The following is a 26100-nucleotide window of genomic DNA, read 5'->3' on the forward strand; positions in this document are numbered from 1 at the left end:
GACTGCCCGGGCTCTGCTTGTTATCACCACAAGGAGAACGGGCATGAACTGTTATCTGTGCCAGACAGAAGCCGAACAGCGCGAATCAACCCAGAGCGGTCAGGTTGTCGTATGCCGTGACTGCGGCGAGTACCTGATTTCTGACGTTGTGCTCAGGCAGCTTGAGTCGCGGCCGCTGAATTTCTCGAAAATGCGCGATGACCTGCATCGTCAGCGTCAGTACAACGCCACTTCAATGGCGCAGGTTAACAGCGAGACGGCGATCTGGGCTTAAGGAGTTTGGGCTTGGGTTGATTTGGTTTGGTTTGAGACGTGTTAGGAGATGACGATGGCTGACGAAAAGAAATCGGAAGAGAAAGAACAACCTGAGAAGGATGTGCCGGCGCATTCGACCGAGGAAGAGAAGGAACGGTTGAAGGATTTCAACAAGGACGGGATACCGCCTGGGGTTTGGTGATTCTGAGGAATTGAGGCAGGCCGCGGTTCTCAGACGGAAATGCGGCCTCCGCTTTTGATGCGACTATGCCGTTCCATTGGAAATAATGTCGAGGCTCTAAGAGAGTACGAACTGATTCGTAGCGACCATCCCTGCGACCACCAGTACGGCAAGTCCTACAGCAGCAGTCCACTCAGCCTCCGGTGTGCAGGCCAGCCATGAGCCCTTCGATGGATACTTCCCTAGCGTGACGAGCCTCACCAAGGGCCAACCGATGGGGAAGCAGGCAACACGGAAAATCTCTTCGATTAAAGTATCAAACACACTCGTGCATCCTTTTGCAGGGCTGTAGGTAGGGCATGTGGCGCAGGGTGCAAGGTGCACGGTGCAAGGGTGCAAGGATGCCGAGGCCATCCTATCTACGGTAGCAGCTGCCCGAATGGCAAGCTGTAATCCGGCGATGCCCTACGGTTCAAGGTCGTTACCTTGTCGGTCAGCCAAGAGAAAAACTTTCTCGAAAACGAGATTCCGACAGGGCTTCCCTAATTTGCGGGCTGCCGTGTATGAAAAAAGCCCGGGCTTGAAGACCGGGCTTTTTTGTGTTTCTGGTGCCGAAAATAGGAATCGAACCTACGACCTTCGCGTTACGAGTGCGCTGCTCTACCGACTGAGCTATTTCGGCAAGTACAGGTCAGGCTAGCAAATGGTCCATCACGAACAACTTACCTGCAAGTTGTAGGACGGAATTGAGCTGCCACGGTGCCAGCGCAAGTCCATACCAGAGTCCCCGTAGCATCAGCCAAAGGCGTCAGAGTAATCGTCTGGCCTCGCAGCGCAGTGTTTGAGTTAACGTTGTCAGCAGTAGCAGTGATTACGCCTGCGGCACCAACGTTCACAGAGGCAGTATATTTGCCAGTTGCCCCGCCATAGTTTGCAGTCTGGTTACTTATAGGCAATGCTCCGGTGGCTTGAAACACCTCAGTGACAGGTGTCTTGGCACCGTCCGCCAAGGACATAAGCTCGGTAACTTGGGCGCGAATTGTGTAGTTTTGGTAAGCCGGAAGCGCAACCGCAGCCAAAATCCCGACAATCGCAACAACGATCATCAACTCAATCAGGGTAAAACCTTTCTGTGCGTTCATTGCTACTACTCCAAGCGTCAATTAGGTGTTGCTCGAATATCTCAAAGCACAGTGCGTGCCAGCTTTTAAAGCGCTGCGTTTGACCCAAAGCTGTGTCCTGTGCATGGCGACCAAGCTATAGCTACGCACAAAGTGACATTTTTGGTCACCTTCATTCCGACCATTTGGCAGCACACTCCGACTAGGCTATAAACGCAGTAATGTTTGTATTTGGTGGCTGTAATGACTGATGTCGTCCTAACCGGTTTGGCGAAGCAACTCGTTGTCGCTGAGTTGCTCACTGAGAAAGCTGCCCAAACAGCCCATGAACAAGCGCGTCGTGACAAGGTTTCCCTGGTACATCACCTGGTCGAAAACAAGGTGCTTAAAAGCATCACATTGGCCGAAATCGCGTCAGACCAATTTGGTATACCTTTCCTCGATCTCAGCGCGCTAGAGAAGGAAAACCAGCCCAAAGGATTGATAAGCGAGAAGTTAATACGTCAGCATTGCGCGCTGCCGCTCTGGCGTCGGGGCAATAAGCTGTTCGTAGGGATATCTGACCCGACCAACCATCAGGCTATTACTGACATTCAGTTCAGCACTGGGCTGACGACCGAAGCAATTTTGGTTGAGGACGACAAGCTTACCATCGCCATAGACAAGTTTTTCGACAGCCATTCAGGCATGGGCGATTTAGCCGACGTCGATCTTGGACTTGAAATCGAAGCAGTCGATGAGGCCAAGGAAAAAGCCATCGGCGGTCAAGATTCCGATGACGCGCCTGTGGTTCGCTTTGTGAATAAAATGCTCATGGACGCCATCCGTCTCGGGTCATCCGATCTACATTTCGAGCCCTACGAGAAAATCTTCCGAGTGCGACTCCGTACTGATGGCATTCTTCACGAGGTAGCGAAACCGCCTATTCACTTGGCTGGGCGGATCGCAGCACGCCTAAAGGTTATGGCGAGCCTCGATATTTCGGAGCGTCGTAAACCTCAGGACGGCCGCATCAAACTAAGGATTTCGAAAAACCGCGCCATCGACTTCCGGGTCAATACGCTACCCACTTTGTGGGGCGAAAAAATCGTAATGCGAATTCTAGACCCAACGACCGCGCAGATGGGTATCGACGCTCTCGGGTATGAGCCGGAGCAGAAAGCGCTATACCTTGAAGCTCTTCGCCAACCTCAAGGCATGATCCTTGTGACCGGCCCTACCGGCTCGGGCAAAACGGTATCGCTTTATACCGGACTGAATATTCTCAACACCGTGGACATCAATATTTCGACTGCCGAAGACCCAGTAGAGATCAATTTGGAAGGCATCAATCAGGTCAACGTCAATCCCCGTCAAGGAATGGACTTCTCTCAAGCACTACGAGCGTTCTTGCGTCAGGATCCTGACGTGATCATGGTCGGGGAGATCCGAGACCTGGAAACGGCGGAAATTGCGATTAAGGCCTCCCAGACTGGCCACATGGTTTTGTCCACCCTACACACCAACAGTGCGGCTGAAACCTTGACGCGGCTGCACCATATGGGTGTTGCCGCTTTCAACATTGCCACAGCGATTAACCTCATCATTGCACAGCGTCTCGCTCGGAAGCTGTGCGCCCACTGCAAGAAGGCAGTTGATATCCCGCGGGAAACATTGATTGCTGAAGGTTTCCCTGAATCGCAAATCGGCTCGTTCCAGCTTTACTCCCCAGCGGGGTGCGAGCACTGCAACAGCGGTTATAAGGGCCGAGTAGGTATCTACGAAGTCGTGAAGAGCACACCAGCGCTGGAGCGCATCATTATGGAGGAAGGCAATTCAATCCAGATTTCCGAGCAGATGCGCAAAGACGGCTTTAACGATCTGCGCACATCGGGCCTGATGAAGGCTATGCAGGGCGTGACCAGCCTCGAAGAAATAAACAGGGTGACCAAGGATTAAGCATGGCGACCAAAGCAGTCAAAGTCAGCGTCTATGCTTGGGAAGGGGTAGATAAAAAAGGGACGAAGCTCACTGGCGAAATCACCGGGCATAACCCTGCCCTTGTGAAAGCGCAGCTGCGTAAACAGGGCGTAAATCCCACTAAAGTCCGGAAGAAATCGGCCTCGCTTTTTGGCAAGGGTAAGAAGATCAAGCCACTGGACATCGCATTCTTCAGCCGTCAGATGGCGACAATGATGAAGGCAGGTGTACCTCTGCTGCAGTCTTTCGACATCATCAGCGAAGGCCACGAAAACCCCAATATGCGAAAGCTTGTGGACGACATTAAGCAGGAGGTCGCTGCCGGGCATAGCTTCGCGACGGCCCTACGTCAGAAACCACTGTATTTCGATGATCTCTTCTGCAATTTGGTGGACGCAGGCGAGCAGGCTGGGGCGCTCGAAGCTTTACTAGACCGTGTCGCAACCTACAAGGAAAAAACCGAATCACTGAAGGCGAAAATCAAAAAAGCGATGACCTATCCAATCGCTGTGGTCGTCGTAGCATTCGTTGTGACAGGCATTCTTCTCCTCAAAGTCGTACCTCAGTTTCAAAGCATTTTCGAAGGTTTCGGTGCGAAGCTCCCCGCGTTTACGGTAATGGTGATTGGGCTATCCCAAATCGTTCAGGATTACTGGTGGATATTGCTCGCAGGGATCGCTTTGGGCATTTTTCTATTTCGCCGAGCGTATAGAAATTCGGAGAAGTTCAGAAATGGACTGGACCGAGCGCTTTTGAAGGTTCCTGTGATCGGCCCGCTGCTCTACAAATCGGCAGTAGCCCGCTATGCACGAACCTTATCCACAACCTTCGCCGCCGGTGTTCCTCTGGTTGAGGCGCTGGATTCAGTTGCGGGCGCGACTGGCAACGTCGTCTTCAAAAACGCGGTCAACAAGGTCAAGCAAGACGTCTCCACCGGCATGCAGCTCAATTTCTCAATGCGCAGCACCGGGGTTTTTCCAATGCTTGCGGTTCAGATGACCGCCATCGGTGAAGAGTCCGGCGCACTCGATTCAATGCTGGATAAAGTCGCGACGTATTACGAAGATGAGGTCGACAACATGGTCGACAGCCTCACTGCACTAATGGAACCGATGATCATGGCTGTGCTCGGCGTGATTGTTGGCGGCCTCGTTATCGCTATGTACCTCCCCATCTTCCAGCTCGGAAACGCCGTCTAACCATGCCCCTCCTCGATCTTTTGGCCAGCTCCCCGCTGGCCTTTGTTCTATGCTCGCTCGTCTTGGGCCTGCTCGTCGGCAGCTTCCTCAACGTAGTCGTTTACCGCCTGCCAAAAATGATGATCCGGGACTGGAAAATCCAGTCGCGGGAAATGCTCGAACTCCCACCCGAACCTCAAGCCGAAACCTTCAATCTGATCCTCCCTCACTCCCGCTGTCCGCACTGCTCTCACAAAATCCGAGCCTGGGAAAACATTCCGGTCGTCAGTTATCTGTTCCTCGGCGGTAAGTGCTTCCAGTGCAAAGCCCCCATCAGCAAGCGCTACCCGCTCGTTGAATTATCGTGCGGCTTACTCTCGGCCTTCATCGCCTGGCATTTCGGTTTCGGCTGGGAGGCGGGGGCGATGCTGGTGCTGACGTGGGGTTTGTTGGCAATGAGCCTGATCGACGCCGATCATCAGCTGTTGCCGGATGCTATTGTCTTGCCTCTGCTGTGGCTGGGCCTGATCGTCAATTCGTTTGGGCTGTTCACTTCGCTGACCGATGCGCTGTGGGGCGCGGTCGCGGGTTATTTGGTGTTGTGGTGCGTGTTCTGGCTGTTCAAGCTGATCACCGGCAAGGAAGGCATGGGCTACGGTGACTTCAAGTTGCTGGCTATGTTGGGCGCCTGGGGCGGGTGGCAGATTTTGCCGCTGACGATCCTTTTGTCCTCGATTGTCGGGGCGGTTTTAGGGCTGATTCTGCTGCGTTTGCGCAATGTTGAGACCAGCACGCCGATCCCCTTCGGTCCTTATCTGGCGCTTGCGGGGTGGATCGCGTTGCTCTGGGGTGATCAAATAACCACTTCGTATTTGCAGATCGCCGGCTTCAGATGACCTCTCCTGTTTCAAAACCCTGGATTCTGGGCCTCACTGGCGGTATTGGCAGCGGCAAGAGTGCGGCTGCCCAGTGCTTCGTTGATCTGGGCGTGCATTTAGTCGACGCTGACGACGCTGCTCGCTGGGTGGTTGAACCTGGGCGCCCCGCGCTTGCCCAGATCGCAGCGCATTTTGGCGCAGGCGTGCTGCAAGCGGATGGGACCTTGAATCGCTCGGCCTTGCGTGAGCTGATTTTCAAGGAGCCGCAGCAGCGGGTCTGGCTTGAAGGTTTGCTTCATCCGCTGATCCGCGAGGAAATCCGTCAGTATCTGGCGCGCGCGGAATCGGCTTACGCGATTCTGGTGTCGCCGCTGTTGCTGGAGACTTCTCAGCACCAGATGGTGCAGCGGGTGTTGGTGATTGATGTGCCGGAATCGGTGCAGATCGAGCGCACGGTGATGCGCGACAAGACCAACGAAGAGCAGGTCCGGGCGATTCTCAAGGCACAGGCCAGTCGCGAGGAACGCTTGAGTCGGACCGATGACGTGATCGTCAACGACCGTGACCCGGCTTGGCTGAAAAGCGAGGTCGAGCGCCTGCATCACTTTTATTTAACTTTGCGTGGAGGCCAATGATGAGCCAACCAATGACCGTCAATTGCCCAACCTGTGGAGCGCCTGTGGAATGGACGCCGGAGAGTAAGTTTCGGCCGTTCTGTTCGGACCGTTGCAAGTTGATTGACCTGGGGGCGTGGGCATCTGAAGAGCATGCCATCCCGGTTGCACCGGATGCGGAAGATGAATTGTTTTCGGGTGATTTGGATCCTCGGCAGCATTGATCTGCCTCGCGCGTCGGTCTGACGCCGGCCTGTAGGAGCGCTTGCCCGCGGTGGCGGTGGCGGTGGGTCAGGTTAGACGATGCTGGATGTGCCATTTTTCGCGGGCAAGCGCGCTCCTACAATTAAGCGCTGATCAACCTCGCATTACGGTCTGACGCCGATCTGTAGGAGCGCGCTTGCCCGCGATGGCGGTGGGTCAGGTTATTTGATGCTGGATGTGCCGCTTTTCGCGGGCAAGCGCGCTCCTACAATTAGGCGTTGATCAACCTCGCATTACGGTCTGCCGCCAACCTGTAGGAGCGCGCTTGCCCGCGATGGCGGTGGGTCAGGTTAGACGATGCTGGATGTGCCATTTTTCGCGGGCAAGCGCGCTCCTACAATTAAGCGTTGATCAATCTCGCATTACCGTCTGACGCCGACCTGTAGGAGCGCGCTTGCCCGCGATGGCGGTGGGTCAGGTTATGCGATGCTTCTGGTCCCGGGTATAAAGCACAGACACAAAAAAGCTTCGCGACAATCATCGCGAAGCTTTTTTGTAACGCGTGGGTTTAGCCGAGTTTACGCTGCGGTGCGCCGTGGACCATGGTGTAGGCGTAGTCGACGCCCATGCCGTACGCGCCGCTGTGTTCCAGCACCAATTCCATCACGGCTTCGTAGGTTTCCTTGTGTGCCCAGTCGCGCTGGAACTCGAGCAGAACCTGCTGCCAGGTGACAGGCACGGCGCCGGCCTGAATCATGCGCTGGACCGACATGTCGTGGGCCTCTTTGGTCGTGCCGCCGGAAGCGTCGGTGACGATGTATACCTCGTAGCCTTCAGCCAGTGCGTCCAGTGTCGGGAAGTTCAGGCAGACCTCGGTCCACAGCGCGGCGATGATCAGTTTCTTGCGACCGGTTGCCTTGACCGCTTCAACCAGTTTCTTGTCTTCCCACGAATTCATCGAGGTCCGCTCGATCGGCTGCTGATCCGGGAACACCGCCAGCAGTTCAGGCCAGATGAAACCGCTGAAGCTTTGGGTTTCGACCGAGGTGTAGATGGTCGGTACGTTGAAGATCTTGGCGGCTTTGGCCAGGCCAACGGTGTTGTTCTTCAGCGTCTGGCGGTCGATCGACTGGACGCCGAACGCCATTTGCGGCTGGTGGTCGATCAGGATCAGGGCGGCGTTGGTTGGGTTCAGCAGTTCGCGAATGGACATGGGTAAATTCCTTTAGTGAGAGTCGTTCGTTAGGGGTCGCCGCTGCGCGGGTTGCGCTTGTTGGCTGGCTTGGGAGTGAATTTACGGACTAGTCGCTTAGGGAACAATCCCTTAGAATCGGGACTCATTGTTTCCAAATTAGGAACGATCATGGATCGTATCGAATGCATGCGCGCGTTTGTCGCGACGGTGGGGGCAAATGGCTTCGCTGCGGCAGCCCGGGCGCTGGACGTGCCGCGCTCGAAAGTCAGCAAACAGATTCAGGCGCTGGAAGAGGCCATCGGTGTGCAGCTGTTGCAGCGCACGACGCGCAGCCTGCATCTGACCGAGGCGGGTGCGGAGTACTACGACGCCTGTCGCGATGTCATCGCTTCGCTGGATGAAGCGGAACAACGCGCGCGAACCGGAATGGGTGAGATACGCGGCGTATTGCGGGTCAACGCGCCGATGTCGTTTGGCTTGAGCCGTCTGGGGCCGCTGATTCCACGCTTCAACGAGCTGCACCCGAACGTTGAACTGCAAGTCGTGCTGAGCGATCAGCAGGTGGATCCGGTCAAGGGCGGGTTCGACGTCACGATCCGTATCGCCAGCCTGCCGGACTCATCAATGGTTGCGCGCTCGCTGGCACCAGCGCCGAGGATCATGGTGGCCTCCCCCGCTTACCTCGAACGCGAGGGCACGCCGCAAACGCCAAAGGATCTGGCGAACCACAAGTGTCTGAGTTACGGCTATCTGCAAAGCGGCGTCAGCCTGCAGCTGTGTAACGGCAAAGAAACTCAGCGGGTCACGGTCAGCGGGCCGTTGCACGCCAACAACGGCGATATCCTGGCGCAGGCCGCCGTGGCGGGAATGGGCATTGCGCTGTTGCCCAATTTCATCATTGAGCGGGCGGTCGCCGATGGCCGTCTGGTGCCGGTGCTGTGTGACTGGCAAGCGCCGGCGATTTCGGTCAACGCGGTGTACCCCTCGTCCCGACGCGTGCCGATGAAGACCCGGGCGTTTATTGATTTTCTGGTGCAGGAATTATCGGTTGAGTCCGGAGCGTTTTGACAGCCTCCCTCGGCGTTAATATTCACTTCGATCCGTAGGAGCCGGCTTGCTGGCGAAGGCAATCTGTCAGATACATCAAAGGGGATTGACGTACCGCTTTCGCCAGCAAGGCGGCTCCTACAGACCTTGGCCCGGCAGGACATCTGTAAAGGATGCACGCTCCTACAATTGCGGCGGCGTCAGGCCCTTCAGACCACACTCCCCACCGGCACCTTCCCTGCGAGCCCATCCGCCAGGCTGGCCAGCACCATCTCGCCCATCCGGGTTCGGGTTTCGACGGTGGCGCTGGCGCGGTGGGGTTGCAGGACGACGGTTTCCAGCTCAAACAAGACGTCCGGCACGTGCGGCTCCTCGGCGAAAACATCAAGCCCGGCGCCCGCGATTGAGCCTGCTTGCAGTGCAGCGACCAAGTCGGGCTCGTTTACCAGACTGCCGCGCGCGACGTTGATCAAAAACCCTTCCGCGCCCAGCGCTTCCAGCACCTTGGCGTTGATGATGCCTTTGGCTTTGTCGGCGGCTGCCGCGACAATCAATGCGTCACTCTGCGCGGCCAACTCCAGGAGATCGCTCACGAAGCTGTAAGGCACGTCGCTCATGGGCTTGAGATCGGTGTAGCTGATGGGACAGCCAAACGCGGCGGCACGCGTGGCAACCGCCCGCCCTACCCGCCCCATGCCGACGATGCCGATGCGCATCCCGCTGAACTGCCGAGCCAATGGAAGCGGCACCAGCGGCGTCGCGGTCTTGGCCCATGCACCCGAGCGCACGTAGCGGTCGCCGGTGCACAGTCCGCGACAGGCCGAAATCAACAGGCCGATAGCCAGGTCGGCGACGTCCTCGGTCAGCGCGCCAATGGTCGCCGTGACCCGAATGCCACGGTCACGGGCATAGGCCAGATCGATCGCGTCAGTGCCGACACCGTTGACCGCGATCACTTCCACCTTCGGCAGCTGCTCCATCACTTCGCGCGTAATACCGGTGTGGCCGCCGGTCACGACACCGCGAATATTCGCGCCATGCTCGCGCAGGTAGGCGGCTTTGTCGGTCTGCTGAAAATAAGGGCGAACGGTGTACAGCTCATTCAGGCGCGCGTTGATTTCAGGAATAAGGATCGGGCTCAGCTGGAGGATTTCAGGTTTCATCAGTTTCTCGCTTTTCTCGATGTCGGAAGAATCAACCACGGCCCACGAAAGGCATATTGGTTGCCATGACAGTCATGTTCAGCACGTTGGCGGAGAGCGGCAGCGCGGCGATGTAGCGCACGGCGTCGGCAATGTGTTTGACGTCGATCATCGGCTCGACCGCCGTCGAGCCATTGGCCTGACGCACACCTTGGGTCATGCGCACCGACAGCTCGGTCAGCGCATTGCCGATGTCGATCTGGCTGCAGGCGATATTGAATTCGCGACCGTCGAGCGCCAGGCTTTTGGTCAGGCCGAGCACTGCGTGCTTGCTGGCGGTGTAAGGCGCGGTGAAGGGGCGCGGCACGTGCGCAGAAATGGAGCCGTTATTGATGATCCGGCCGCCTTGAGGCGACTGCTTGCGCATCAGGCCAAATGCGCCGCGGCTGCACAGGAAAACGCCGGTTACGTTGGTGTCGATCACGCTCAGCCATTTCTCGACAGGCAGCTCGTCCATCGGCACGGCAGGTGCGTTGACGCCAGCGTTGTTAAAGACCAGGTCGAGCCGGCCATAGACCTCTTCGATGGTAGCGAACAGATGGTCGACGCTGGCCGGGTCGCGCACGTCGCACGACACCGCCAAGGCTTCACCGCCCTGCTCGCGGGCCTGCGCCACCAGCTCTTCGAGGGGCTGCAGACGACGCCCGGTGACCACCACTTTGTAACCGTCTTCGAGCAGGCCGAATGCAACCGAACGGCCAATGCCGCTGCCAGCGCCGGTCACCAGGGCAATTTTTGAAACGGATTGATCAGTCATTATTGTTCTCCTTGTTGCTCATCAAAATGCTGCGGTTCTAGATGAACCGCTTAGCGGCGTTCACCGACCCTCACTTCAAATTCGCCGATACCCTCAATGCCGCCATTGATCACGTCGCCCGCTTCGAGCGATGCAACGCCGGGCGGCGTGCCGGTCATGATCAGGTCGCCCGCGCGCAGCGTGACGGAATGGGAAAGCTGGCTGATGACCTCGCTCACCGACCAGATCTGGCTTTCCAGATCGGAGCGCTGCCGTTCCACGCCATTGACGCTGAGCCAGATCGCGCCTTGCCGCGCATGGCCATCACGCCCTGACGGACGAATGGGGGTGATCGGCGCCGAGCCGTCGAACGCCTTCGCCGGCTCCCATGGGTTGCCCAGCGCCTTGGCCGCGAGCTGCAAATCACGGCGCGTCAGGTCAAGCCCTGCGGCGTATCCCCAAACATGGTCCAGCGCGTGTTCGGGATCGATCTGGTAACCGTCTTTGCCTATTGCCACGACCAGTTCGATTTCGTGACAGAACTGTTCGGTCTGGGTCGGAAATGCCACCTCGCCCACGGCATCGACAACCGACGTCGCCGGCTTCATGAAGAACGCAGGAACCTCGCGTTCCCCGTTGGCCCCATCGCCCCATTGATAATTACGGCCCAGGCAAAACACCCGGCCCACAGGGAATCGCGCATCGCTGCCATTGACCGGCAAGCTGTGGGTTCGGGGAGGCTCGAATACAAAGTTGTTCATGGCGTTCCTTATCACTGAAAGCCGCCCTGTCCGGGCCGCTTCATATCAAGACTCTTCAATCCAGACTAAGGGATCGAACGCCGGGAAAGTTGGACAAAACCGTGTTCGCGCTGGACTAAAAACCGCAGATCGCCGGCATTAAAAAAGGCGTATTCACATACGCCTTTGCCCACAGGGGCATAAGTTCACACACACATTCTTGAGGCGTTATTTGGCAGTCAGTTCGATGCGGTAAATACGGCCGAGCAATAACGAATAAGACAGCGTACCCACCAGCGCGACCCCACCAATAAACCAGAACGCCCACGCAAAGTTGCCGGTAACGTGAAGGATCTGGCCAATGACGATCGGGGTGACGATACCGCCGATGTTGGCCGCCAGGCTGGTAATCCCTCCGGTCAGGCCAATCAGTTCCTTCGGGGCGATTTCGGACACGGCGGCCCATGAGGACGAGGCGATGCCCTGTGCAAAGAAGGCGACCGTTAGCAGCGCAATGCACACTTCATTGGAGTCGGTGAAGTTGACCAGCATGATCGACATGCCGAGCGCAGAGCCCACCACCAGTGGCAACTTGCGAGAGAAGGACAGCGAGAAGCCGCGACGAATCATCCCGTCGGCAATAAAACCTGCCAGCAGCACGCCGACCGTGGCACCAATGAACGGCAACACCGCGAAGATGCCGACCTTCACCATCGTCAGATGACGTTCTTCGATCAAATACGTCGGGAACCAGGTCAGGAAAAAGTACAGTGCCGATGTGCTGGCAAATTTGCCCAGACAAATGGCCCACACTTGGCGATATTTCAGCAATTCGGCGATCTGCGCCCACTTGAATTTGTTTTTTTCCTGACTGCTCTTGACCAACCCGCCGCCATCTTCGATGTAGGCCAGTTCTTCCTTGCTCACCTTTTTGCAGTTCATCGGGTCGCGATACAGGTACAGCCACGCGATCCCGAAAAGAATGCCGACGATGCCGGTGCTGTAGAACACGTGACGCCAGTCGTAGGTCGTCGCCAGCCAGAGCAGCAGCCCGGTGAACAGCGCAGTGCCCAGATACTGGCCGCAGACGTAAATGCTGCTGGCGGTGCCGCGCTCGCGCGCCGGAAACCAGACCGTGACCGCGCGACTGTTTGCCGGGAAGGCTGGCGCTTCCATTGCCCCGATGGCCAGACGCAAGCCGAACAACGAAGCGAAACCGCCCGCCATTCCCTGGCAGACCGTGACGGCCGACCATGAGATCAGTGAGGCGCCATAGGTAAATCGCGAGCCGAAGCGGTCGGCGATGAAGCCGGCAGGGACCAGGGCGAACGCGTAAGTCCAGGCGAAGGCCGAGAAGATCAAGCCCATCTGGACCTTATCCAGCCCCAGGTCTTTGGCCATGAACGGCGCGGCGATGGAGATATTGACGCGGTCCACGTAGTTGATGATCGTGGCGATCAGCAACAGCGAGAGCATGAACCAGCGGCGATGGGACATGGGGCGGGCGGGTGCGGCGGTGGCTGGAGCGGCCACGGCGGCATCCATCACCTGACTATCAGGGTTGCTCGACATGAGAATTCCTCATTGTTTTTATTGGTATCGAGTGGTGAAGCGCGCCTTCAACTTATCGTACGACCGGTTTTAAACAAGTCGCGGCTTAGAACTTTTTTGGATTTAAACCTCCCGGCCTAATGAAAAGTCCAAGAAATTTCCGGCGTTTCGAAAGGCAAGCGAAGCGCCAATCGCTGGCGTAAAGCGTTGATCTAGAGCAGTCACGGGTAAATGGCAGATTCCGATTTTTTTGGACATGAACGGGTTAGCAGGGTTATATAAAAAATTGAAATGTGTCGTACGACGACTGACAATAAGCAGCAATCACAGAGGAGCGCACGATGGAGCCCGCCAACCGCGTCCCCACTTATGGCATGCAGCAACGCAGTGAGCGGCCGGACTTTTACATACGTGGCAAAACCGAGGGCAAAGCAGAAACGGCGCCTCATCGGCACGAGTATTTTCAGATCCAGATCAATCTGGGTGGCGATACCGTCCAGCACATCGGCGGGGTTGTTCGCCCCTTTCCGCGCAATACGCTGGCCTTCATCCTCCCGCACAAGCTGCACCTCATACCGCATCCGCCGGAGGGCAACTTCCTGCTGATCAACTTTGCTCAAACCTTCCTGCTGCCCCAGTTGCAATGCGATCCGCTGGACCTGGAGGACGTGGCTATTGCCCTCGCTCCCGAGCTGTCACCTTTCCGTTTTCAGGAGCATCTGGATTTCACCTTGAGCGCCGCTGACTTTGCCGAGATTGAGCATCTGCTGGGCCGCATGCGTGTACTCGACGCAAACCGCCAGTTCGGCACGCGGGAGATACTCAAAGGCTGCCTGCTGCAGCTGATTGGCACCGTCTGCCAGCTGTACGCCGAGCCGATCAAGCTGCTGGCCGATGACAATGCCGCGGAGCGTAGCCGCCGCGATGCTCTCGCGCGGATGTCGGAGTACGTGCGCAAGAATCTCGACGACCCGGACCTGAGCCTGAAAAAGGCCGCCTCTGCGGCGTTTCTCTCACCGAACTACCTGACCCACTGGTTACGCAAGGAAGTCGGCAAGACGTTCAGCGAACTGGTACTGGAACGACGCATGCATTTGGCGCGCACGCTGTTGCTCAACGGCAGCAAACCGGTGGGGGAAGTGGCGCGGCTCTGTGGCTTTGCCGACGAGGCCTACTTTTCGAGGCGCTTCCGTCACGCCCACGGCATGCCGCCGGGGCAGTTCAGAAAGCAGCGGGATTTGTAGCCAGTGAATCTCGTTTCAACGCCGCGCAGCGAGTCACGGGAAGCGATCGTGCACGCCAACGCAGGTGCATCCGCTGAACATGTGTCGGTTGATAACGTTTTCGTGAGCAAGCTCACTCCCACAGTAGACCTGCGTTGTCCCAGATTGCAGGTAAGGCACATAACCTGTGGAGTCAGCTTGCTGGCGAAGGCATTAGGTCAGGTGACGCAGCAGTGAAGAATGAATCGTCTTCGCCAGCAAGCCGGCTCCCACAAGATGGATTAAGCTGGGCGCTATGGATGACTCCGATTATCTGCGTCTTCTGACGAGCCAGGCCGAGCAGGCCAACGCGTTCCTCTCCAATGCGCGCAAGTGGGAGCGTGAGCGTTGGGTGTGCGAGCGGTTGCTGCAGGGCCTCAACATTCCCCATCGCGCCGACGATTTTCTGCCAGCCGGGCAGGAGCCGCCGGATGTGCTTTTTCGCGATGCGTGTTTTGAGGTGTTCTTCGTGCTGGATGAAGGTCGTCGGCTCAACGACGAATGGCGCGAAGAACTGCAGCGGCGGCGCAGCGCCTTCTCCCTCAGCCAACTGGTGCGACGCGAAGCCAAACCCAAGCGCATTCCCGCTGCCGAGCTGCTTCGCCGACTGGCGCCGACGCTGCGCAAGAAGGCTCACAACTACAAGGAGCGAGGCCTGGATCTGAGCGAACTGGACATCATTGCGTTCGCCAGCCTCAAGCGTGAGGTGCTCGATCTGAACAGCCATTTTCCACCGCCCACTGAGTACCTGCGTCAGGGTTGGCGATCGCTGTCGCTGGTCGGACCGACCTTTGCCCGGGTATTGTTCGCCCATCCGGATGCGCCGGATTTTCTGCGGACCAATTTGGGGCGCAGTGTAGTGTTTGATGTAGGAATTAGTTTATGAGCCCGTTGCAGGAATTGATTGCCGATGTACCCCAGCGCGGGCGCGTTCGCTGGATCGGCGTGCGGCCGGAATCGCGTGGCGAGATGGTCGAGCTGGATGCTGTCGAAGCGCGGCGCGAAGCTGGCCTGACCGGTGATCACGCCCGCCCCGGCCCGCGCAACGCGCGCCAGGTGACGCTGATTCAGTGGGAGCATTTTGCGGTGGTCAGTTCGTTGATGGGCCGCGCCGAAGACAATCCTGTACTGCCACAGGATTTGCGGCGCAACATCGTGATCAGCGGCATCAATCTGTTCAGTCTGAAAAACCGGCGCTTTCGCATCGGCCAGGCGATCTTCGAAACCACGGGCTGGTGCCAGCCCTGCGCCCGCCTCGAACAGCGCTTGGGCCACGGTATTTTCCAGGCGGTGCGCGGCCATGGCGGCATCACCGCGCGGGTGATACAAAGCGGCATCGTGCGCCTGGATGATGTTCTGTGTATCGAGCCGATCGAATCGAGCGTCCAGGACTTTAACGCAGCCAATACTGCCGCTTCGTGATCGGGGTCACTCTTTTACCAGGCCCCAAATGACCAACTGCCTGAACTGAGGCGACCATGAGTGTGTCGAAGACTGGCTTCGAGCACCGGCCCGAATTTCGAGCACCTCCAGGCTCGGGCCGCCCATTTTTGTTTGGGACTGGTGGCGATTTCCAAGCCAGCCTCGTTGAACCGTTTGCCGTGCCATCTGACGCTCCGAGCTGCCTCGCGCTCGCGCAGATTGCGCTGACACAGAATTCCTTAAGCCTTATGAGATATCCCCATGACTCATCGTATTGTAATTGTCGGCGGAGGCGCTGGCGGTCTGGAGCTGGCTACCCGTCTGGGTAAAACCCTGGGCAAGAAAGGCGCGGCCAGCGTCACGCTGGTGGATGCCAACCTGACCCACATCTGGAAGCCGCTGTTGCACGAAGTGGCTGCCGGTTCGCTTAACTCTTATGAGGATGAGCTGAACTACGTGGCGCAAGCCAAGTGGAACCACTTTCAGTTCCAGATGGGTCGCATGATCGGGCTGGATCGCGAGAACAAGCAGATCCACCTGGCTGAAACGCTGGACGAGCACGGCAACGAGCTGGTTCCGGCCCGCAGCCTGGATTACGACTCGCTGGTGATTTCCGTTGGCAGCACCACCAATGATTTCGGCACTAAGGGTGCGGCGGAACATTGCCTGTTCCTCGACACGCGCAAACAGGCCGAGCGCTTCCATCAGCAGTTGCTCAATCGCTACCTGCGCGCGCACGCGAGCCAGCACGACGCAGCCGAAGAGATTAACGTCGCGATCGTGGGTGCAGGCGCGACGGGTGTGGAGTTGGCAGCCGAACTGCACAACGCCGCGCACGAACTGGCGGCCTACGGGCTGGGTCACATCAAGCCGGAAAACCTGCGCATCACAGTGATTGAAGCCGGGCCGCGTGTCTTGCCTGCCCTGCCCGAGCGCATTGGTGGGCCGGTGCACAAGACCCTGGAGAAGCTGGGCGTCACAGTGCTGACCAACTCGGCGGTTAGCGAAGTGACGGCTGACAGCCTTGTCACTGCGACGGGGCAGGTGATTCCTGCGACCTTGAAAGTCTGGGCGGCGGGCATCCGCGCTCCCGCGTTTCTGGAAGGCATCGCGGGTCTTGAGACCAATCGCATCAATCAGCTGCAGGTGCGTCCGACGCTGCAGACCACGCGTGATGACAACATCTTTGCTTTCGGCGACTGCGCGGCGTGCCCTCAAAAAGGCACTGACCGCAACGTCCCACCGCGCGCGCAAGCGGCGCATCAACAGGCGTCACTGCTGGTGAAATCGTTGAAGCTGCGCATTGAGGGCGGTCAGCTGCCGGAGTATCGCTACAAGGACTACGGCTCGCTGATTTCGCTGTCGAAATTCTCGGCGGTGGGCAATTTGATGGGCAACCTGACGGGCAGCGTCATGCTTGAAGGATGGCTCGCGCGGATGTTTTACGTCTCGCTGTACCGCATGCACCAGATGGCGCTCTACGGGATGTTCCGCACGTTGATGCTGATGCTGGGAAGCCGCATCGGCCGCGGCACCGAACCCCGCATGAAGCTGCACTGACGCCGCCGCGTTCGCTGCTGCCGAAGGCGTAGAAGCGCGCTGCCCGCGAACGGTCGGTACATCCGACACATCTCTGTCGGGTGTAAGACCGTCTTCGCGGGCAAGCGCGCTCCTACATGGGTTGGCGCTGATTCCTGCCGCGTGTTTGGAAGGCTGCGACGCATGCCGCCGCCCGTGGCCGGGCCAAACCGCGATCCCAAGATCACCGCAATCCGCCTCTGCCGAAGGCGTAGGAGCGCGCTTGCCCGCGAACGGTCGGTACATCTGACACATCTCTATCGACTGTAAGACTGTCTTCGCGGGCAAGCGCGCTCCTACAAGGGATGGCGCTGATTCCTGCCACGTGTTTGGAAGACTGCGACGCATGCCGCCGCCAGTGGCCTCCGGCCAAGGCGAAACGCTACTCCAATCAACGCAACCCGCCTCTGCCGAAGGCGTAGGAGCGCGCTTGCCCGCGAATGGTCGTTACATCCGACATATCTCCATCGGCTGTAAGACTGTCTTCGCGGGCAAGCGCGCTCCTACAAGGGATGGCGCTGATTCCCGCCGCTTTTTTGGAAGACTGCGATGCATGCCGCCGTCTGTGGCCTCAGGCCAAACGCGATCCCAAGATCAACGCAACCCGCCTCTGCCGAAGGCGTAGCCGCGCGCTTGCCCGCGAACGGTCGGTACATCTGACACATTTCTGTCGGGTGTAAGACCGTCTTAGCGGGCAAGCGCGCTCCTACAAGGGATGGCGCTGATTCCTGCCGCGTGCCTACAAGGGATGGCGCTGATTCAACTGCCGCGCGCCTGCAACGATGCACGGGTGACGCTAGGGCATTACTCGTCCTTTGCCCATGTGCTTGGCTTTGTACATCCAGCGGTCGGCTTCTCGCATGAGCTCGTCCGGCGCTTTGCTGGAGCCGGGTTCGTACATGGAAAAACCGATGCTCGCGTTGCTGCGAATCTCATCGCCTTTGATGGTGATGGGCCGGGCGATGGCGGCGAGCAGTTTCTGAGCCACTTCGCGAGCCTCCTCCACACCCGGGGTGATGCCCTCAAGAATCACGATGAACTCGTCGCCGGCCAGCCGGACCAGGCTGTCGGTCCTGCGTATGCAGTTCTGCAAACGTGCGGAAATCGTGCGCAGCAAGTCATCACCCGCATCGTGGCCATAACTGTCGTTGATGACTTTGAAACCGTCCAGGTCGATAAACATCAGCGCCAGCTGCAGTCTGGATCGATCAGCTCGGGCCTGAGCGATGGGCAACAAAGAATCAAGCGCACGTCGATTGTGCAGGCCGGTCAGGGCGTCATGCCGAGCTTCCTGCTCGAGCTCTTTACGCGCCTGAATGTCCTGAATGATTGAAATGAAATATTCCAGCGCCCCCGCTTCCGAGAGTTTCTTGGTTACGCTCAGATTGACCCACACCGGGCTGCCGTTTTTGCGCAGGTAACGCTTCTCCATCTGGTAGCTATCAATCTCACCAACACTCAGCTGATGGAGCATCCCGAGATCACCGTCCAGGTCGTCGGGGTGGGTGATGTCCTGAAATGTCAGGTGCTTCAGCTCATCTGGCCCATAGCCGAGCATGTTACAAAGCGCCGCGTTAACGCTGATCCAGCCACCGTCCGGCGCAACCAGTGCGATACCGACCGACGCCAACTCAAACATAGAGCGATAGCCGGCCTCACTGGCGACGAACAACGCCTCGGAGCGACTCTTCTGAATGCGGGCCAGCATCAGGTTTTCACGCAACTGCATCTCCCGACTGACGACATCGGCGAGATCGCGGAGTATGGCCAGCTCCTGCGGAGAAAGCGTTCTAGGCCGCGCATCAATCGCGCACAAGGTGCCCACTGCAAAACCCTTACTGGTCCGTATGGGTACGCCTGCGTAGAACCGAATATGGGGGTCGCCGACGACCATCTGGTTATCACAGAAACGCTGATCTTCAGTAGCGTCGGGCACCACCAGTTCATTGGTTTCCAGGATGGCGTGAGCGCAGAAAGCAGTTTCTCTGGGTAGCTCAACGGCCTCAAGGCCTACGCGCGACTTGAACCACTGGCGGTCTTGATCGACAAGCGAAATCAGGGCAATGGGGACGTTCAGCACCTGAGCCACGAGCCGCGTGATGCGATCGAGCGTGGCCTCAGGCTGAGTATCGAGGACTTCAAGTTGATACAGCGCCTCCAGGCGCTGCTGCTCACACGAAGGAATTGGCGACTTCATATCACGGCCGATCCTGAAAAGACTGGCTGAAGTCTATACCGGGCCTCATCAATGCGCACCCGGCGACACCGGTAAATAACCGAACTCGCTGCCACGCCGTAGCGCGAGCGCCGCTGGCCTGATCTCCCCCACGTCGGGTTACGAAAACATGCTGCTCGCGGTGATTTCATCAGCGCATCAAACAGCACAAACCTGGCCAAATAGCAGAAACGAAAAAAGCGCCCCGAAGGACGCTTTTTTGTAGCCTCAACACGAATGGCGTTGAAGCGGTATTTTCTGCCCGGATGTTGCTGGGGCGAAAATGGTCGGGGTAAGGGGATTCGAACTCCTGACATCCTGCTCCCAAAGCAGGCGCGCTACCGGACTGCGCTATACCCCGGTAAAACAAGGAAACACCCGAAGGTACTTCCAGAGCGGGTGACGCTACTGACGTCACTCCCTAAGATTTAACCCGATGAAGCCAGGTCAAAAATGGTGGGTCGTGTGGGATTCGAACCTACGACCAATTGGTTAAAAGCCAACTGCTCTACCAACTGAGCTAACGACCCAAATAATGGTCGGGGTAAGGGGATTCGAACTCCTGACATCCTGCTCCCAAAGCAGGCGCGCTACCGGACTGCGCTATACCCCGACGGTACTACCTCTTGAAATTGGCTCCGTGACCAGGACTCGAACCTGGGACCCAATGATTAACAGTCATTTGCTCTACCGACTGAGCTATCACGGAACGATCTACAATTTCAGATGCAGCGTTTGACGCGCTTCAACACAACAAATTCAGTAAATTTTCACCGGACGAATCCGGCATCAACCTCACTGAACCTACCGCATTTACAGCCTCTTTGACCTGTCTGCATCGCTGCGTTCACGTCTCTGAGGCGCGCTATTCTACATTTCCAGAAACACCTGTCAACCCTCCAAATTGCTTTTAAGACAATGATTTGCGACTTTTTTGCCGATCGCCCTCAACCCGGCAAAATTCCTGCGGGTAAGGATAAAGTTTGCCCCGCATGAAAAGGGCCCTCACGCGGAGGGCCCTCTGGTGCTTCTATATAAAGCAGCGAATCGGATCAGCCAAAGACGATCTCATCGTCCTGCACCGTACCTCTGATACTGGTACCCGGCATGAAGCCACCCGACAGGATCAGCTGAGCCAACGGGTTTTCGATCCAGCGCTGGATAGCCCTCTTCAGAGGTCGCGCGCCATACACCGGGTCATAGCCGACAGCGATCAGCTTGTCCATGGCCTCGGTAGACAACTCCAGACGCAGGTCACGTTCGGCCAGACGCTGGCGCAGACGGCCAAGCTGGATCTCGGTGATACCGGCAATCTGGTCGCGAGCCAGCGGTTCGAAGATCACCACTTCATCTACCCGGTTGATGAACTCGGGACGGAAATGCGTGGTGAGCGCGTCCATGACGGCCGCGCGCTGTGCCTCGCGGTCACCGACCAGCTCCTGAATACGCGCCGAACCCAGGTTGGAAGTCATGACGATTACCGTGTTACGGAAATCGACCGTCCGACCGTGGCTGTCGGTCAGGCGCCCGTCTTCGAGCACCTGTAGCAACACGTTGAACACATCAGGGTGCGCTTTTTCGACCTCATCCAGCAGGATCACCGAGTACGGCTTGCGGCGCACGGCTTCGGTCAGATAACCGCCCTCCTCGTAACCAACATACCCCGGTGGCGCACCGATCAGACGAGCAACGGAATGTTTCTCCATGAACTCGGACATGTCGATGCGGACCATTGCCTCTTCGGTGTCGAACAGGAACTCGGCCAACGCCTTGCACAGCTCGGTTTTACCCACCCCGGTCGGGCCGAGGAACATGAAAGAGCCGCTTGGACGATTCGGGTCAGACAACCCGGCCCGCGACCGCCGAACGGCGTTTGAGACCGCGACAACCGCTTCGTTCTGACCGATCACGCGCTGGTGCAGCAACGATTCCATCTTGAGCAGTTTGTCGCGCTCGCCTTCGAGCATTTTCGAGACGGGAATGCCGGTCCATTTGGACACGACTTCTGCAATCTCTTCCTCGGTCACTTTGCTGCGCAGCAACTGGTTTTCCGGTTTGCCGTGCTGGTCGACCATCTGCAGGCTGCGCTCGAGGTCAGGAATCACACCGTACTGCAATTCAGCCATGCGGTTGAGGTCGCCCTTACGCCGCGCAGCTTCCAGCTCCTGACGCGACTGCTCGATCTTTTGCTGGATCTGCGCAGAGCCGGTCACTTCGGCTTTTTCGGAGGTCCAGATCTCCTCAAGATCGGCATATTCGCGTTCAAGGCGCTGGATTTCTTCCTGCAGTTTTTCCAGACGTTTGATCGCCGCTTCGTCATCTTCCTTCTTGAGCGCTTGAGCTTCCACCTTCAACTGGATCAAGCGGCGCTCAAGACGGTCGAGCACTTCAGGCTTGGAGTCGATCTCCATACGGATACGGCTGGCCGCTTCGTCGATCAGGTCGATCGCCTTGTCGGGCAGCTGGCGGTCGGTGATGTAGCGATGGCTGAGCTTGGCGGCCGCGATGATCGCGCCGTCGGTGATCGCTACCTTGTGGTGAACCTCATAACGCTCTTTGAGGCCACGCAGGATAGCGATGGTGTCTTCTTCGCTCGGCTCATCCACCAGGACTTTCTGGAAGCGACGCTCAAGGGCGGCGTCCTTCTCTATGTATTGGCGATACTCATTGAGTGTGGTCGCACCGACGCAATGCAACTCGCCCCGTGCCAGCGCCGGCTTGAGCATATTGCCCGCATCCATCGAGCCCTCGGCTTTGCCGGCCCCGACCATGGTGTGCAGCTCGTCGATGAACAGAATGATCTGCCCTTCCTGTTTCGACAGCTCATTGAGCAGGCCTTTCAGGCGCTCTTCAAATTCGCCACGGAACTTGGCACCGGCGATCAACGCACCCATGTCCAGCGAGAGTAGACGCTTGCCGCGCAAGCCGTCCGGGACCTCACCGTTGATGATGCGCTGGGCCAGGCCCTCCGCGATGGCGGTTTTACCCACACCGGGCTCACCGATCAGCACGGGATTGTTCTTGGTCCGGCGTTGCAGCACTTGAATAGTGCGGCGAATCTCGTCGTCTCGACCGATCACCGGGTCGAGCTTGCCTTCCTCGGCTCGTTTGGTGAGGTCGACGGTATATTTGTCCAGTGCCTGACGGGACTCTTCGGCATTGGGGTCGTTGACGGCATCGCCGCCGCGCAGGTTGCTGATGGCGTTTTCCAGCGCTTTTTTGCTGACGCCCTGGCCGAGCAGCAGCTTGCCAAGCTTGCTGTTCTCATCCATCGCCGCGAGCAGCACCAGTTCGCTGGAGATGAACTGATCGCCTTTCTGCTGAGCAAGACGGTCGGCCTGATTCAACAGCCGCGCCAGATCCTGCGACATGTTGACGTCGCCGGTGGGGTTTTGAATTTTCGGTAGCTGATCGAGCTCTTTGGTCAGCGCCTGACGCAGGCTGTTCACGTCGAAGCCCACCTGCATCAACAGTGGCTTGATCGAGCCGCCCTGCTGTTCAAGGAGTGCCTGCATCAAGTGCGCAGGCTCAATGGCTGGATGGTCCAGGCCCACCGCCAGTGATTGAGAATCTGATAGAGCGAGTTGTAACTTGCTGGTTAAACGGTCAATACGCATTGGTCACCTTCCTAATGGGCAGGCCGGAGCAATGAACACACCTAAATAAAGAAACCTGCCAGATGGTCCTTAGATGCGGTCGATTAGGCAGGATTCAAGCACGCTCTGGTTGACATGGATCAACATTAGCGGCTGAGAGAGGATTCGGGAGGGGCTGGAGCGGAAATTAGCGGGCTTCGATCCAGACCAGCGAAGCAAACCGGCCGGTGCGGGCGCCACGGCGATAGGAAAAAAACCGTGCATCGTCGTAGGTTGAAAAGCCTCCGCCGTAGACCGCCGTCACACCGTGAGCGGCCAGACGCAACCTTGCCAACTGGTAGATATCGGCCATGTACTTGCCGGCATTGGCGCCAGGCACGAACGCATCGGCCGTCTCAGGGTGGGAAGAGACAAACGCCTCACGCACTTCCGGGCCTACTTCGAACGCCTGCGGACCGATGGCAGGGCCAAGCCACACAAGGATTTCGGAAGGGGAATCGGCAAAGCTGTCGACTGCCGCCTCAAGCACGCCCGCTGCAAGGCCACGCCAACCGGCGTGGGCAGCGGCGACCTGGGTGCCCGCCTTGTTGCAAAACAGCGCGGGCAGGCAATCAGCCGTCATGATGGTGCAGGCCACGCCCGGCGCCTTGCTCCAGCTCGCATCCGCCTGAAGCACCTTCGAGGGAGCAGCCTCGACCACGTCAATGCCGTGAACCTGCGTCAGCCATGCCGGCTGGACATTCAGGCGTGCCGTCAGTGTCGAACGGTTGTGCGCGACGGCCTGCGGATCATCATCAACGTGATCACCCAGATTGAAACTGTCGAACGGCGCCACGCTGACACCGCCCGATCGCGTCGTGACGCATGCCTTGATTCCGGCTGGCGCAGGCCAGTCAGGAATCAGCCAGTCCGTCACGAGCTCAATCATCCGATGAACGCTTCGCGGTCTTGCTTGAGCAGCGTCAGCAGCCAGACAAAGTCATCCGGGAGTGGCGATTCCCAGCTCATGCGCTTACCGGTCGTCGGATGGTCCAGCTCCAGGAAGCGTGCATGCAGCGCCTGACGCGGGAAATGCTTGAGCGATTCAACCATCGTGACGCTTGCCGCTGGTGGAATTCGGAAACGACCGCCGTAGGCAGGGTCGCCCACGAGCGGAAAGTTGATGTGTGCCATGTGCACACGGATCTGGTGGGTACGCCCGGTTTCGAGCTTCACCCGCACGTGGGTGTGCGAACGGAAACGCTCCAGCACGCGGTAATGGCTGACCGCAGGCTTGCCGCCTTCCATGACCGCCATGCGCTGACGCTGCTGGCCGTGACGTCCGATCGGTGCGTTGATCTTGCCACCGGCAGTCACCACGCCAATGACGATGCACTCATAAATGCGGCTGACGCTGCGGTTCTGCAACTGAGTGACGAGTTGGGTCTGCGCCTGGATGGTCTTGGCCACCACCATCAAACCGGTGGTGTCCTTGTCCAGACGATGCACGATGCCGGCACGCGGGACATTGATGATGTCCGGCACGTGGTGCAGCAAGGCATTCAGCAGCGTGCCATCAGCGTGACCGGCGGCAGGGTGAACGACCAGCCCGGACGGTTTGTTGATCACCAGAATCTGGTCGTCTTCGTAGACGATGTCGAGCTCGATGTCCTGCGCGATCCACTCGCCCTGGGCCTCCTGCTCGGCTTTGAGGACCAGAACGGCGCCACCGTGCACGATGTCACGCGGGCGCAGAGCGCCACCGTCCACTGTCAGGCGACCGTCTTTGATCCAGGCGGAAAGGCGCGAGCGCGAGTGCTCTGCGAATAGTTGGGCGGCGACTTGGTCGAGGCGTTGACCGCCCAATTCGGACGGCACCTCTGCGCGGAGTTCTATGATCTCAGACATGCTCAAACTAGGAGGTGGCACTGGCCTTTGGTTTCGGCTGTGCGCTTGTGGTTAAATACGGCGTCTTTTGTCCCGGGGGTTCCACGGGGCGCCCATCATAACAGGACGGTCCTGCGCAAGACAGCAGGCCGTTATAGGGACGCAAGCCGCCATGCAAGTGAAACACCTGCTGCTGATAGCCATCCTCGGACTTACTGTTGCCTGTTCTTCGAAGAAAGAAGTCATCGACGAAAACCTCAGTGAAGTCGAGCTGTACCAGCAGGCGCAGGCCGATCTGGACAACAACAGCTATAACAGCGCCACCGAGAAGCTCAAGGCGCTGGAGTCGCGTTATCCGTTCGGTCGCTATGCCGACCAGGCGCAACTCGAGCTGATCTACGCCAATTATAAAAACGGCGAGCCGGAAGCAGCCAAATCGGCGGCCGAGCGTTTCATTCGTCTGCACCCGCAACACCCGAACGTCGACTACGCCTATTACCTCAAGGGCCTGACCTCGTTCGACCAGGACGTCGGCATCATCGCCCGCTTCCTGCCTCTCGATCAGACCAAGCGTGACCCTGGCGCTGCCCGCGACTCTTATAACGAGTTCGCTCAGCTGACCAGCCGCTACCCCAACAGCCGCTACGCCCCTGACGCCAAGCAGCGCATGATCTACCTGCGCAACCTGCTGGCGGCTTATGAAATCCACGTTGCCGATTACTACCTGACGCGTCAGGCCTATGTAGCGGCGGCCAACCGCGGCCGTTACGTCGTCGAAAACTTCCAGGAAACACCGTCGGTCGGTGACGGCCTGGCGGTTATGGTCGAGGCCTATCAACGTCTGCACCTGGAAGACCTCGCGGACACCAGCCTGCAAGTGCTGAAGACCAACTACCCGGATCACCCGCAACTGGTGGACGGCAAGTTTGAAGCACGTACTGCCGAGGCCGATAACCGCTCGTGGCTGTCCAAGGCAACGCTGGGCCTGATCGAAAGCCGTCCGCCACTGCCACCAGGCGAGACCCGCGCCAACCAGGATGTGATCAAGCAATATCAGGACGCCAAGGAAGCCATTCCTGCCGACCTGTTGCCTGAAAACCAGTCGGCCGACGAAGAGAAGAAAAACGACGACGATGACGGCACGCCAAAAAGCCGCTCGATCTTCAGCTACATGACCTTTGGCCTGTTTGACTGAGTTCAGTCCTTGCCAGCGTCAGCCAAAAGAGGCCCTTCGGGGCCTTTTTTCATGTCCGACCGTTTTCCGACAGCGTGCGGCGATGGAGATGACTGTGCGCCCGAC

General features: G+C 58.2%; 23 protein-coding genes and 5 tRNA genes. 13 read left to right on the plus strand and 15 right to left on the minus strand.

Going from position 1 to position 26100, the window contains the following annotated elements:
- The first annotated feature begins 43 nt into the window (after positions 1-43).
- On the plus strand, positions 44-274 hold the full coding sequence (locus QRN48_RS02645) for a hypothetical protein (RefSeq protein ID WP_037015333.1): 231 nt from the start codon (positions 44-46) through the stop codon (positions 272-274).
- A 54-nt stretch (positions 275-328) separates the two neighbouring features.
- Positions 329-457 carry a hypothetical protein gene (locus tag QRN48_RS02650; RefSeq protein WP_152597687.1) on the plus strand — a complete coding sequence of 43 codons (129 nt, stop codon included), beginning with the start codon at positions 329-331 and terminating at the stop codon, positions 455-457.
- A gap of 585 nt (positions 458-1042) precedes the next feature.
- Here the strand turns inward: QRN48_RS02650 and QRN48_RS02660 are convergent.
- Positions 1043-1118, minus strand: a tRNA-Thr gene (locus QRN48_RS02660).
- 40 nt (positions 1119-1158) lie between these two features.
- On the minus strand, positions 1159-1578 hold the full coding sequence (locus tag QRN48_RS02665) for a pilin (protein ID WP_285348722.1): 420 nt from the start codon (positions 1576-1578) through the stop codon (positions 1159-1161).
- 222 nt (positions 1579-1800) lie between these two features.
- Here QRN48_RS02665 and pilB point away from each other — a divergent pair, with 222 nt between their 5' ends.
- Genes pilB through yacG form a run of 5 tightly spaced genes read left to right on the plus strand, consistent with a single transcriptional unit; the run spans position 1801 to position 6410 of the window.
- Positions 1801-3495: a type IV-A pilus assembly ATPase PilB gene (gene pilB, locus QRN48_RS02670; RefSeq protein WP_285348724.1), complete on the plus strand. Its 1695-nt coding sequence runs from the start codon at positions 1801-1803 to the stop codon at positions 3493-3495.
- A 2-nt stretch (positions 3496-3497) separates the two neighbouring features.
- On the plus strand, positions 3498-4715 hold the full coding sequence (locus tag QRN48_RS02675) for a type II secretion system F family protein (RefSeq protein ID WP_285348725.1): 1218 nt from the start codon (positions 3498-3500) through the stop codon (positions 4713-4715).
- A 2-nt stretch (positions 4716-4717) separates the two neighbouring features.
- On the plus strand, positions 4718-5590 hold the full coding sequence (locus tag QRN48_RS02680) for a prepilin peptidase (protein ID WP_285348728.1): 873 nt from the start codon (positions 4718-4720) through the stop codon (positions 5588-5590).
- Positions 5587-6207 carry a dephospho-CoA kinase gene (gene coaE, locus QRN48_RS02685; RefSeq protein WP_285348729.1) on the plus strand — a complete coding sequence of 207 codons (621 nt, stop codon included), beginning with the start codon at positions 5587-5589 and terminating at the stop codon, positions 6205-6207. The genes QRN48_RS02680 and coaE overlap by 4 nt, the downstream gene beginning before the upstream one ends.
- Positions 6207-6410 (plus strand): DNA gyrase inhibitor YacG, encoded by a 204-nt coding sequence (gene yacG, locus QRN48_RS02690; RefSeq protein WP_081955409.1) that lies wholly within the window; start codon positions 6207-6209, stop codon positions 6408-6410. Before coaE ends, yacG begins: the two co-directional genes overlap by 1 nt.
- Before the next feature lie 548 nt (positions 6411-6958).
- Here the strand turns inward: yacG and QRN48_RS02695 are convergent.
- Entirely contained in the window at positions 6959-7603 is a 645-nt protein-coding gene (locus QRN48_RS02695; RefSeq protein ID WP_037015348.1) for a hydrolase, read from the minus strand.
- A 150-nt stretch (positions 7604-7753) separates the two neighbouring features.
- Here QRN48_RS02695 and QRN48_RS02700 point away from each other — a divergent pair, with 150 nt between their 5' ends.
- Entirely contained in the window at positions 7754-8653 is a 900-nt protein-coding gene (locus tag QRN48_RS02700; RefSeq protein WP_191942837.1) for a LysR family transcriptional regulator, read from the plus strand.
- Positions 8654-8841: 188 nt separating this feature from the next.
- Here QRN48_RS02700 and QRN48_RS02705 read toward each other — a convergent pair whose 3' ends face one another.
- From QRN48_RS02705 to QRN48_RS02720, 4 genes are all read right to left on the minus strand, one after another.
- Positions 8842-9795, minus strand: coding sequence for a 2-hydroxyacid dehydrogenase (locus QRN48_RS02705; RefSeq protein ID WP_285348733.1), 954 nt, complete (start codon positions 9793-9795; stop codon positions 8842-8844).
- 31 nt (positions 9796-9826) lie between these two features.
- Positions 9827-10591: an SDR family oxidoreductase gene (locus QRN48_RS02710; protein WP_037015352.1), complete on the minus strand. Its 765-nt coding sequence runs from the start codon at positions 10589-10591 to the stop codon at positions 9827-9829.
- Between the two features lie 50 nt (positions 10592-10641).
- Positions 10642-11331: a fumarylacetoacetate hydrolase family protein gene (locus tag QRN48_RS02715; protein WP_285348736.1), complete on the minus strand. Its 690-nt coding sequence runs from the start codon at positions 11329-11331 to the stop codon at positions 10642-10644.
- A gap of 207 nt (positions 11332-11538) precedes the next feature.
- Positions 11539-12882, minus strand: coding sequence for an MFS transporter (locus QRN48_RS02720; protein ID WP_502944561.1), 1344 nt, complete (start codon positions 12880-12882; stop codon positions 11539-11541).
- A gap of 320 nt (positions 12883-13202) precedes the next feature.
- On the opposite strand from QRN48_RS02720, the gene QRN48_RS02725 reads away from it, so the two are divergent.
- The 4 genes from QRN48_RS02725 to QRN48_RS02740 all read left to right on the plus strand — a co-directional run bounded on the left by QRN48_RS02725 (position 13203) and on the right by QRN48_RS02740 (position 17105).
- Entirely contained in the window at positions 13203-14105 is a 903-nt protein-coding gene (locus tag QRN48_RS02725; protein ID WP_191942833.1) for a helix-turn-helix transcriptional regulator, read from the plus strand.
- Positions 14106-14379: 274 nt separating this feature from the next.
- A complete protein-coding gene (locus tag QRN48_RS02730; RefSeq protein ID WP_191942832.1) occupies positions 14380-15009 on the plus strand; it encodes a DUF1780 domain-containing protein in 630 nt (209 codons plus the stop codon).
- On the plus strand, positions 15006-15545 hold the full coding sequence (locus tag QRN48_RS02735) for an MOSC domain-containing protein (protein WP_052075318.1): 540 nt from the start codon (positions 15006-15008) through the stop codon (positions 15543-15545). The genes QRN48_RS02730 and QRN48_RS02735 overlap by 4 nt, the downstream gene beginning before the upstream one ends.
- A gap of 261 nt (positions 15546-15806) precedes the next feature.
- Positions 15807-17105 carry an NAD(P)/FAD-dependent oxidoreductase gene (locus QRN48_RS02740; protein WP_037015365.1) on the plus strand — a complete coding sequence of 433 codons (1299 nt, stop codon included), beginning with the start codon at positions 15807-15809 and terminating at the stop codon, positions 17103-17105.
- Positions 17106-17919: 814 nt separating this feature from the next.
- Here the strand turns inward: QRN48_RS02740 and QRN48_RS02745 are convergent.
- The 8 genes from QRN48_RS02745 to rluD all read right to left on the minus strand — a co-directional run bounded on the left by QRN48_RS02745 (position 17920) and on the right by rluD (position 24821).
- Entirely contained in the window at positions 17920-19320 is a 1401-nt protein-coding gene (locus QRN48_RS02745) for a diguanylate cyclase domain-containing protein (RefSeq protein WP_285348739.1), read from the minus strand.
- Positions 19321-19622: 302 nt separating this feature from the next.
- Positions 19623-19699, minus strand: a tRNA-Pro gene (locus QRN48_RS02750).
- Positions 19700-19792: 93 nt separating this feature from the next.
- Positions 19793-19868, minus strand: a tRNA-Lys gene (locus QRN48_RS02755).
- A 6-nt stretch (positions 19869-19874) separates the two neighbouring features.
- A tRNA-Pro gene (locus tag QRN48_RS02760) sits at positions 19875-19951 on the minus strand.
- Between the two features lie 20 nt (positions 19952-19971).
- Positions 19972-20047, minus strand: a tRNA-Asn gene (locus tag QRN48_RS02765).
- Between the two features lie 343 nt (positions 20048-20390).
- Positions 20391-22955: an ATP-dependent chaperone ClpB gene (gene clpB, locus QRN48_RS02770; protein WP_285348740.1), complete on the minus strand. Its 2565-nt coding sequence runs from the start codon at positions 22953-22955 to the stop codon at positions 20391-20393.
- Positions 22956-23121: 166 nt separating this feature from the next.
- A complete protein-coding gene (gene pgeF / locus QRN48_RS02775) occupies positions 23122-23850 on the minus strand; it encodes a peptidoglycan editing factor PgeF (RefSeq protein WP_191943088.1) in 729 nt (242 codons plus the stop codon).
- A gap of 8 nt (positions 23851-23858) precedes the next feature.
- Positions 23859-24821 carry a 23S rRNA pseudouridine(1911/1915/1917) synthase RluD gene (gene rluD / locus QRN48_RS02780; protein WP_037015372.1) on the minus strand — a complete coding sequence of 321 codons (963 nt, stop codon included), beginning with the start codon at positions 24819-24821 and terminating at the stop codon, positions 23859-23861.
- 151 nt (positions 24822-24972) lie between these two features.
- Here rluD and QRN48_RS02785 point away from each other — a divergent pair, with 151 nt between their 5' ends.
- Positions 24973-25995, plus strand: coding sequence for an outer membrane protein assembly factor BamD (locus QRN48_RS02785; protein WP_037015374.1), 1023 nt, complete (start codon positions 24973-24975; stop codon positions 25993-25995).
- Positions 25996-26100 lie beyond the last annotated feature (105 nt).

The sequence above is a fragment of the Pseudomonas sp. ME-P-057 genome, from assembly GCF_030208975.1.
Lineage (GTDB): Bacteria > Pseudomonadota > Gammaproteobacteria > Pseudomonadales > Pseudomonadaceae > Aquipseudomonas > Aquipseudomonas lutea.

Excerpts from the sequence above, each read along its gene's own strand:
- QRN48_RS02645 (WP_037015333.1), top strand. The coding sequence starts at position 44 with ATGAACTGTTATCTGTGCCAGACAGAAGCCGAACAGCGCGAATCAACC.
- QRN48_RS02650 (WP_152597687.1), top strand. The coding sequence starts at position 329 with ATGGCTGACGAAAAGAAATCGGAAGAGAAAGAACAACCTGAGAAGGAT.
- QRN48_RS02665 (WP_285348722.1), bottom strand. The coding sequence starts at position 1,578 with ATGAACGCACAGAAAGGTTTTACCCTGATTGAGTTGATGATCGTTGTT.
- pilB (WP_285348724.1), top strand. The coding sequence starts at position 1,801 with ATGACTGATGTCGTCCTAACCGGTTTGGCGAAGCAACTCGTTGTCGCT.
- QRN48_RS02675 (WP_285348725.1), top strand. The coding sequence starts at position 3,498 with ATGGCGACCAAAGCAGTCAAAGTCAGCGTCTATGCTTGGGAAGGGGTA.
- QRN48_RS02680 (WP_285348728.1), top strand. The coding sequence starts at position 4,718 with ATGCCCCTCCTCGATCTTTTGGCCAGCTCCCCGCTGGCCTTTGTTCTA.
- coaE (WP_285348729.1), top strand. The coding sequence starts at position 5,587 with ATGACCTCTCCTGTTTCAAAACCCTGGATTCTGGGCCTCACTGGCGGT.
- yacG (WP_081955409.1), top strand. The coding sequence starts at position 6,207 with ATGAGCCAACCAATGACCGTCAATTGCCCAACCTGTGGAGCGCCTGTG.
- QRN48_RS02695 (WP_037015348.1), bottom strand. The coding sequence starts at position 7,603 with ATGTCCATTCGCGAACTGCTGAACCCAACCAACGCCGCCCTGATCCTG.
- QRN48_RS02700 (WP_191942837.1), top strand. The coding sequence starts at position 7,754 with ATGGATCGTATCGAATGCATGCGCGCGTTTGTCGCGACGGTGGGGGCA.
- QRN48_RS02705 (WP_285348733.1), bottom strand. The coding sequence starts at position 9,795 with ATGAAACCTGAAATCCTCCAGCTGAGCCCGATCCTTATTCCTGAAATC.
- QRN48_RS02710 (WP_037015352.1), bottom strand. The coding sequence starts at position 10,591 with ATGACTGATCAATCCGTTTCAAAAATTGCCCTGGTGACCGGCGCTGGC.
- QRN48_RS02715 (WP_285348736.1), bottom strand. The coding sequence starts at position 11,331 with ATGAACAACTTTGTATTCGAGCCTCCCCGAACCCACAGCTTGCCGGTC.
- QRN48_RS02720 (WP_502944561.1), bottom strand. The coding sequence starts at position 12,882 with ATGTCGAGCAACCCTGATAGTCAGGTGATGGATGCCGCCGTGGCCGCT.
- QRN48_RS02725 (WP_191942833.1), top strand. The coding sequence starts at position 13,203 with ATGGAGCCCGCCAACCGCGTCCCCACTTATGGCATGCAGCAACGCAGT.
- QRN48_RS02730 (WP_191942832.1), top strand. The coding sequence starts at position 14,380 with ATGGATGACTCCGATTATCTGCGTCTTCTGACGAGCCAGGCCGAGCAG.
- QRN48_RS02735 (WP_052075318.1), top strand. The coding sequence starts at position 15,006 with ATGAGCCCGTTGCAGGAATTGATTGCCGATGTACCCCAGCGCGGGCGC.
- QRN48_RS02740 (WP_037015365.1), top strand. The coding sequence starts at position 15,807 with ATGACTCATCGTATTGTAATTGTCGGCGGAGGCGCTGGCGGTCTGGAG.
- QRN48_RS02745 (WP_285348739.1), bottom strand. The coding sequence starts at position 19,320 with ATGAAGTCGCCAATTCCTTCGTGTGAGCAGCAGCGCCTGGAGGCGCTG.
- clpB (WP_285348740.1), bottom strand. The coding sequence starts at position 22,955 with ATGCGTATTGACCGTTTAACCAGCAAGTTACAACTCGCTCTATCAGAT.
- rluD (WP_037015372.1), bottom strand. The coding sequence starts at position 24,821 with ATGTCTGAGATCATAGAACTCCGCGCAGAGGTGCCGTCCGAATTGGGC.
- QRN48_RS02785 (WP_037015374.1), top strand. The coding sequence starts at position 24,973 with ATGCAAGTGAAACACCTGCTGCTGATAGCCATCCTCGGACTTACTGTT.